The organism is Streptomyces sp. NPDC056738 (assembly GCF_042790435.1).
Lineage (GTDB): Bacteria > Actinomycetota > Actinomycetes > Streptomycetales > Streptomycetaceae > Streptomyces.
In genome coordinates this window covers 1-5,840 of record NZ_JBHTZF010000034.1, presented here as the reverse complement: position 1 = coordinate 5,840, position 5,840 = coordinate 1, and the positions used below count along the sequence as shown (strand labels likewise).

Annotated in this window: 7 protein-coding genes and 1 pseudogene; 4 read left to right on the top strand and 4 right to left on the bottom strand. The window is 67.6% G+C overall.

Annotated features, from left to right (window positions below; translation table 11 throughout):
* Positions 1 to 515: 515 nt before the first annotated feature.
* Both ACFRIC_RS41945 and ACFRIC_RS41940 read right to left on the bottom strand, forming a co-directional pair.
* Positions 516 to 869, bottom strand: coding sequence for a hypothetical protein (locus ACFRIC_RS41945; RefSeq protein ID WP_382797302.1), 354 nt, complete (start codon positions 867 to 869; stop codon positions 516 to 518).
* A gap of 270 nt (positions 870 to 1,139) precedes the next feature.
* A complete protein-coding gene (locus ACFRIC_RS41940) occupies positions 1,140 to 1,613 on the bottom strand; it encodes a hypothetical protein (protein ID WP_382797301.1) in 474 nt (157 codons plus the stop codon).
* Positions 1,614 to 1,763: 150 nt separating this feature from the next.
* Here ACFRIC_RS41940 and ACFRIC_RS41935 point away from each other — a divergent pair, with 150 nt between their 5' ends.
* On the top strand, positions 1,764 to 2,549 hold the full coding sequence (locus tag ACFRIC_RS41935; RefSeq protein ID WP_382797300.1) for a leucine-rich repeat domain-containing protein: 786 nt from the start codon (positions 1,764 to 1,766) through the stop codon (positions 2,547 to 2,549).
* 6 nt (positions 2,550 to 2,555) lie between these two features.
* Here ACFRIC_RS41935 and ACFRIC_RS41930 read toward each other — a convergent pair whose 3' ends face one another.
* Positions 2,556 to 2,858, bottom strand: coding sequence for a hypothetical protein (locus ACFRIC_RS41930; RefSeq protein ID WP_382797299.1), 303 nt, complete (start codon positions 2,856 to 2,858; stop codon positions 2,556 to 2,558).
* 489 nt (positions 2,859 to 3,347) lie between these two features.
* Here ACFRIC_RS41930 and ACFRIC_RS41925 point away from each other — a divergent pair, with 489 nt between their 5' ends.
* On the top strand, positions 3,348 to 3,752 hold the full coding sequence (locus ACFRIC_RS41925; RefSeq protein ID WP_382797298.1) for a hypothetical protein: 405 nt from the start codon (positions 3,348 to 3,350) through the stop codon (positions 3,750 to 3,752).
* Here ACFRIC_RS41925 and ACFRIC_RS41920 read toward each other — a convergent pair.
* Positions 3,706 to 4,022: pseudogene (locus ACFRIC_RS41920) on the bottom strand (transposase); the annotation flags it as partial. The gene ACFRIC_RS41925 and the pseudogene ACFRIC_RS41920 sit on opposite strands and share 47 nt — an antisense overlap.
* Before the next feature lie 643 nt (positions 4,023 to 4,665).
* On the opposite strand from ACFRIC_RS41920, the gene ACFRIC_RS41915 reads away from it, so the two are divergent.
* On the top strand, positions 4,666 to 5,148 hold the full coding sequence (locus ACFRIC_RS41915) for a hypothetical protein (RefSeq protein ID WP_382797297.1): 483 nt from the start codon (positions 4,666 to 4,668) through the stop codon (positions 5,146 to 5,148).
* A 190-nt stretch (positions 5,149 to 5,338) separates the two neighbouring features.
* A complete protein-coding gene (locus ACFRIC_RS41910; RefSeq protein ID WP_382797296.1) occupies positions 5,339 to 5,653 on the top strand; it encodes a hypothetical protein in 315 nt (104 codons plus the stop codon).
* Positions 5,654 to 5,840: the final 187 nt, after the last annotated feature.

Genomic DNA, 5,840 nt, shown 5'->3' with positions numbered 1-5,840 from the left:
AGGAACGGACGCTTCCTTTGTACTCACCCTCTCGGGCTTTCCTCCGGGCGCTTCCCTTCGGTCTTGCGTTTCCGACTCTATCAGACTCTTTCGGGCCTGACTCCCAGTCAGCGGGGCTTGCCTTCCCGGCCGTTGGGCCGTTCCGACGTCTCAAACTTTAGCGGATCTTCCCGGCAGTTCCTAATCGGGCCACCGGGCCCCAATCGAATTGAATTCGGGCACACCGAATTCACCCCGGCTGGGATCGAGCTGAAGATTTGAGTGCCGCATCAGCGGCGGAGGTGCCGTCCCGGAACCAGACCGGCTCCGTGACAACTCGAAGAACTTTACGCATCCGGCAGGGCAGTGTCAACACCCACCTGTCAAGATCTTTTGTCGGCTCCCCGGCCTGGCCCTCGTGAGGGACCGGAGGGACGAGTGTGGTCGTCGTCGATCGCCAGGATGGGGCTACCAGGACGGCTCCCGCGCCGGGATCATCGCACCGGGCCGAGGCGCCCCGCCCACAAGACCTCACCTCAGCGGAACTCGTGGACCACCTGGATCTCGCCGACGATGTGGGCGTTGAAGTCGTCCAGCTCCTCGGCGGGAACCCAGAGCTCGAGGATCGTCCGCCCGCCGGCCTGCTGCACGGGATACCGGCCCAGGAACTCCGACTCGACCTCGAAGCGAGTGACGAAGCCGGCGCCGTCGTGCTTCACGTTCCAGTCCCGCGCGATCCTGACCGCGTAGTCTTCGTTGAGGACCGGGTAGAAGATCGGCTGCTCGGGCAGCCGGGGCGGCCAGGCACGCCAGTCCAGCTCCCGCACCAGATCCAGCTCCTTGGGGCCGGTGGGGCGCCACAGGGTCGTCGTTGCTCGCCGGCTGGTCATCCGCATCGCTCTCTGAACAGTGGCCGCCGGTACGGCGAGCCGGGAACCCGGACGATACCGGCCCCGCGAACTCGGCAGCTCCGCAGTTTCCGCAGCGCGCCCTGCCGACGGCCACCGTCATGGACGTCATCGGAGGCGTGGCCAAGGCCGAGCTGCTCGACCGCCAGGCGGCGGCCGCCGCCTGCCTTCCAGCTCGACCGGTCGACGGCTACCAGGACAGTCCCGAAGGCAGGAGTCCCTGCCCTCTATCGCCTATACAGGCCTACGGGCCTACGGGCCTAGGAGAACGACTCGATCAGCCTCGACGTCGCACCCGAGCACCGGCTGGAGGCAATCCCCCTCCGGATCCATCACCACCGGCTTGCCCAACCGTCGCCCGAGCTCCCGAAGAAAGCCGCAGAACACATCCAGACGCTCCTGGCCCTGCAACTCCCGCAGGTCGACGTCGAAGTCGATTTCGTCGACGGCATGGAAGCGGAAGATCGCCAACACATCAGCGGACGGCCAGACTCTCAGGCCCGGGCACTCGGCATCGGCAGGGCGGGACAGCGCGACCTCCGCCCGGGGTACCGGAAGCACCGTCTCCCCCTCGGAGTACTGGCACTTCCAACGCCTCTCCGCGACAAGATCGAGCACCGCCTGCCAGTCCTCCACCGATGCGTTCGGAATGCGCACGTCCGGCAGCGACCCCGTCAAGGCCGGGTCGAAGAAGCAGCGCACGTCATCCCACAGCAGGTCGGCCACCGCACCATGCTGCCCCGCCTCTCAGGCCCACCGCACTCCTGTTTCCCTGGACCAAGGGCAGAGGAGCCCCGCCCTCTCGGGCGTGGGGTTCACGGCGAAGGCCCGCGGCGACCTCCGTATCTTGGCGCCATGGAAGGCGAAGAAGAACCGATGATCCGTGGGAATCACCGGGACGACGCGTCGGATCGTGCCCCGGGCCGACGAGCCTCCCCCAGAGACTGCTCGTGCTTCGACCAGACCCGACCCCGCCCGCGTGCTCGCGTCGGGTTCCACACCGAGCAGCAGGACACTTCGGCCCCGGGTTGGCGGCACCTGCTGGAGCTGGTCGACGAGGCCGTCGCCGACGGACGCGAGGAGTTCCGTCCCCTGGCCGAGCTGACCCCGGAAGAGCGCCGGCAGGTCATCACGCTGCCGGCCGGCATCGCCAGGCTGACCGCGGTCAAGCACCTCGTGCTCTACGGCAGCAACCTGGTCCGGATCCCACCCGCCATCGGAGGCATGACCAGCCTGGAGGAGTTCACCCCCTACACCTCCTACCGGCTGCACTGGTTCCCTTACGAGATCACCCGCTGCCGGAAGCTGACCCGCAGCACGGTGAGCACACGCGCCCTCTACGGCAACTACAAGGTGCGACCGCCCTTCCCACGGCTTCGCCCCTCACCGGACTCCGCCGCGGAACGCGATCCGAGCAACCGGGACCCCCGGCGCTGGGGCACGACCGACGCCCACAGGTGCAGCGTCTGCGACCGCGTGATCGAGCAGGACGGGCCGCACCAGGCGTGGATCTCGTTGCGCGTCGCCACTGACGTACTGCCCCTGCTGGTCAACGCCTGCTCACCGGCGTGTGTCGCCGCGCTGCCTGCCGGCGCCCAGGACTACATCCCCACACCGCACAGGGGCGGCCTGGTCGACCAGCCGGCGTCCGACTATGACTGAGTGGCGTCAGGGCAGGTGTCGGCGCGTCTCGGTCCAGGCGAGGAGCTGATCCCGTACCGGCCCGGGCTCCAGGTGGTCGACGAGTCCGTCGAGATGGGCTGTCAGGTTCTTGTGCCGCCGCAGCTCGCCCATCTGCTCCACCTCAAGGTCGCGCCAGTGGTCACCGAGAGCACGAGCCTCGGCCGGGGTGAGGGCCAACGCTGCGACGGTGTCCGACGCCAACGTCTCGGGGCTCCAGTCGGGATCCCCGTCGTCGGGGCCGAGCTGGTCGATCACCCACGCCCGGAGCATGACGTCGTGCTGCGCCACTCGCGCTTGCTCCCAGGGACCGTCCCCACACAGACGCCGGTTGACCTGCAAGGACAACTTGGCCCACTGCCTGCGGACTTCGCGGCTTTCGTCGGCGCCATAGGCATGCCCCTGCGCGACGACACGCACCGCCTCGAGCTCCCCGCCGTGGGCGCCCCGGGCGAACAACTGAAGACGCTCGATCGCCCAGGTGCTGAGGTCGCTACTCGGGCTCTCGTGATCAGCACCGGCGTTCACAGGTCCTCGTTCCTGATGACAGTCATGCTCGACCGACCCGCCGAGCACCACGTGGACACGACCGTCACCGAAGACACTCCCCGTCGATCCCGCCCGCCAGAGACCTCGCACATCGCACCCTGCCGCGCCGCCCCTCCCACCGCAACGCCCCCTCCACCTTCGAGCGCACGACCGCCCCACTAAGAACTCCAATAAGAATGGCTCTTTGGGGTCGGCCGCCCGGCGTAGGGTGCTGTCGGCCAGCATGGGGCGATGGACTCTGAACAGCCGCTGCCTCGCGAGGTGAAGGTCATTGATTCGGCCTCGCTATTCAGGCTGGAGGAGCAGGCGGGTGACCTCGACCTGAGCCAGCGGTTGGACCCGTCGTGGGTGCGAGCGAATACAGCGCCCGACAGCACCCACTACCTGTGGCCGGCCCTGTGGCACAGCCTGTCCCATCGCCCGGAGGTTCCACGCCAGCTGCGCTGCGAGCTGTTGATCACTCTGCGCGCGGGAGACCGCGTGCTGAGCCTGCTGGATGTGCTTCCCTGCGACTTCGCCCCGCTGCCGAGGGTGATCTCACGCGAAGAGGGGATGCAGGTCCGCCAGCTCCTTGATCGAGCTCCTTCCGTCAAGGAATGGCTACTGCGGGAGGGCGAGGGTTCCGGCCTGCTGTGACAGACGTCGCCAGCAGGGGAGCGCGCATCCCTTCGTGGATGTCATCGCGAATCTCCCAGCGGATCCGCAGGCGCGGAGCCAGCGCAGGTGGGCGAAAGTCCTCTCGACAACCCAGCGTTGAGTGCCGAGACCGGAGCCGTATTCGGTGCCACGTCGCGCGATCAGCCGCTTCACTCCCAGCGCGCGGACGAGGCGGCGGTACTTGTCGTGGTCGTAGCCGCGGTCACCGAGAACGGCGTCGGGGCGGCACCGAGGTCGGCCGCGTTTGCCCACCTTGTCGAGCTCCGGTTCGTCCAGTGATGCCGTCCGCGTCCGATGAACCGACCCATCAGGGCCCGCGACGTAGGACAGGCCGCCGCCGTTCGAGCCGATGACCACCTTCTGATCCGCGCCGGCATCGACCGCGCCGTGCTCCTGGAGCCGCAGAAGGACGTCACTTGCCGGGTCGAGGAAGTAGCCGTTGCCGACGTCCGCCCAGGTGACGTCGCCGATGCTGTCGTAGAGAGTGACTGGGTCAGCCGGGATGACGTCAGCTTGGGCAAGCGCGCGAGCCGCGGTTTGATCGTCGCGGCCGGCCGGACCTCGTTGGTGCCGGGGGGAAAGCCGTGCCGACGCTCGAACTCGCCCGCCAGGGCCGCGAGGGGCCCGGAGACTCTGTCGGTCCACGAGACCAGCCAGGCGGGTGAAAGCGAACGGTCACCCATGAAGCCGGATCGTGGCACGCTCCACGGACATCCTGGAGTGATCGGCGGTCCTGCACTCCCATGTCAGCGTGATCCCCACACCGAACCGACCGAACGCTCAACTACCGCCCTGGAAAAGGCCGTCAGGACCGAGCCACCTCATTGCGGTAGCCGCTATAAGAGGTCGCTTCTCTGGGGCTCCTCGGGTCGAGCTGTACAGGAATACTGCAGTGGTGCTGTTGACGTGGATCGCCGAGGTGGCGGACGAGCCTCTGGTACTGGAGCCGGCCGACCGACGGGTGGAGTGGGAGACCAACACCTGGTCGCTGGGTGCGGCTGACGAGGACAGGGGTTCGTTGTCCGTCGCCGAGGTGGTGGCTGCCTTCGAGCGGACTGCTGCTGCCATCCGGGAACGCATTCGAGTTCTCGGCTTCTCTGGGGTCGCGACGTTCTACGTGTGGCACGACGCACAGGCGGGCCAGCTCCGGTGCTCGACCGGTTCCGTGCCCCCGGATGCGCTGCCGTTCGGCGGTAGCTACGCGCCTTCCGGCGACCTCGGTCCGGTCATCGAGGGATTTCTGGCCGACAGCGAGCCCGGCTTCATCGCATGGCCGGACCTGGACGACGCACAGAACCTCTCGGAGCAGACCGAGACCGGACCGGAGGACACGCCCTTCGCTGTCTGGGTCAGCAGTGTCGGAGTCTCCCGCTGACTCGTCCGGCACCAGCCGCTCACCAGTTCCGCCGTGCACGGTTCATGGACAGCTCCCGCCGTTCGAGAGCGTGGCACGATGTGCGGCATGCCCACGATCCGAAAGGTCCATGCCGCGTAGACGGCCAGGACGAGTCCGGGCAGGCCTTCCCCGCCGCCGGACGACACGAACAGAGCAGTCCATCGACGGCTTGTCGCCGAACGCGCTGTCAGAGGTCGTCCGCCTCGAACGCACTCGCAACTACCTGCAGTCAGGGGACATCAGCAAGGCCCTGCGCCTCTGGAAGGACTACGTCCACCGCCCCGAGCACCTGCTGTGGCACGACTACGAGTGGGGCAACGTGCACTGGTACTGCTGCGGCAACCCCTGGGAAGCACGCGCTCTTCTCGACACCGTGATGCAGGCCGTGTCGCCACGAAGCACCCGCGAACTCCGCCAGCTCGTCGGCCGGCTCGATGCCATATGGAATCAACCGTCCCGCCGTACGAGCCCCCGTGAGGGATGAGGCGCCCGCAGCAAGCCGCCGGTGCCCTGCTTGCCGTTTCAGGTCAGCTCATGACGGCCGGCGATCTCGACATTTCGAGGCCGGGAAATTGGTCTTGAACGCAGAAAACCCCCGGACCGGTATCCCCGGTCCGGGGGTCTTCTCACAATTTGTTCGGCGGCGTCCTACTCTCCCACAGGGTCCCCCC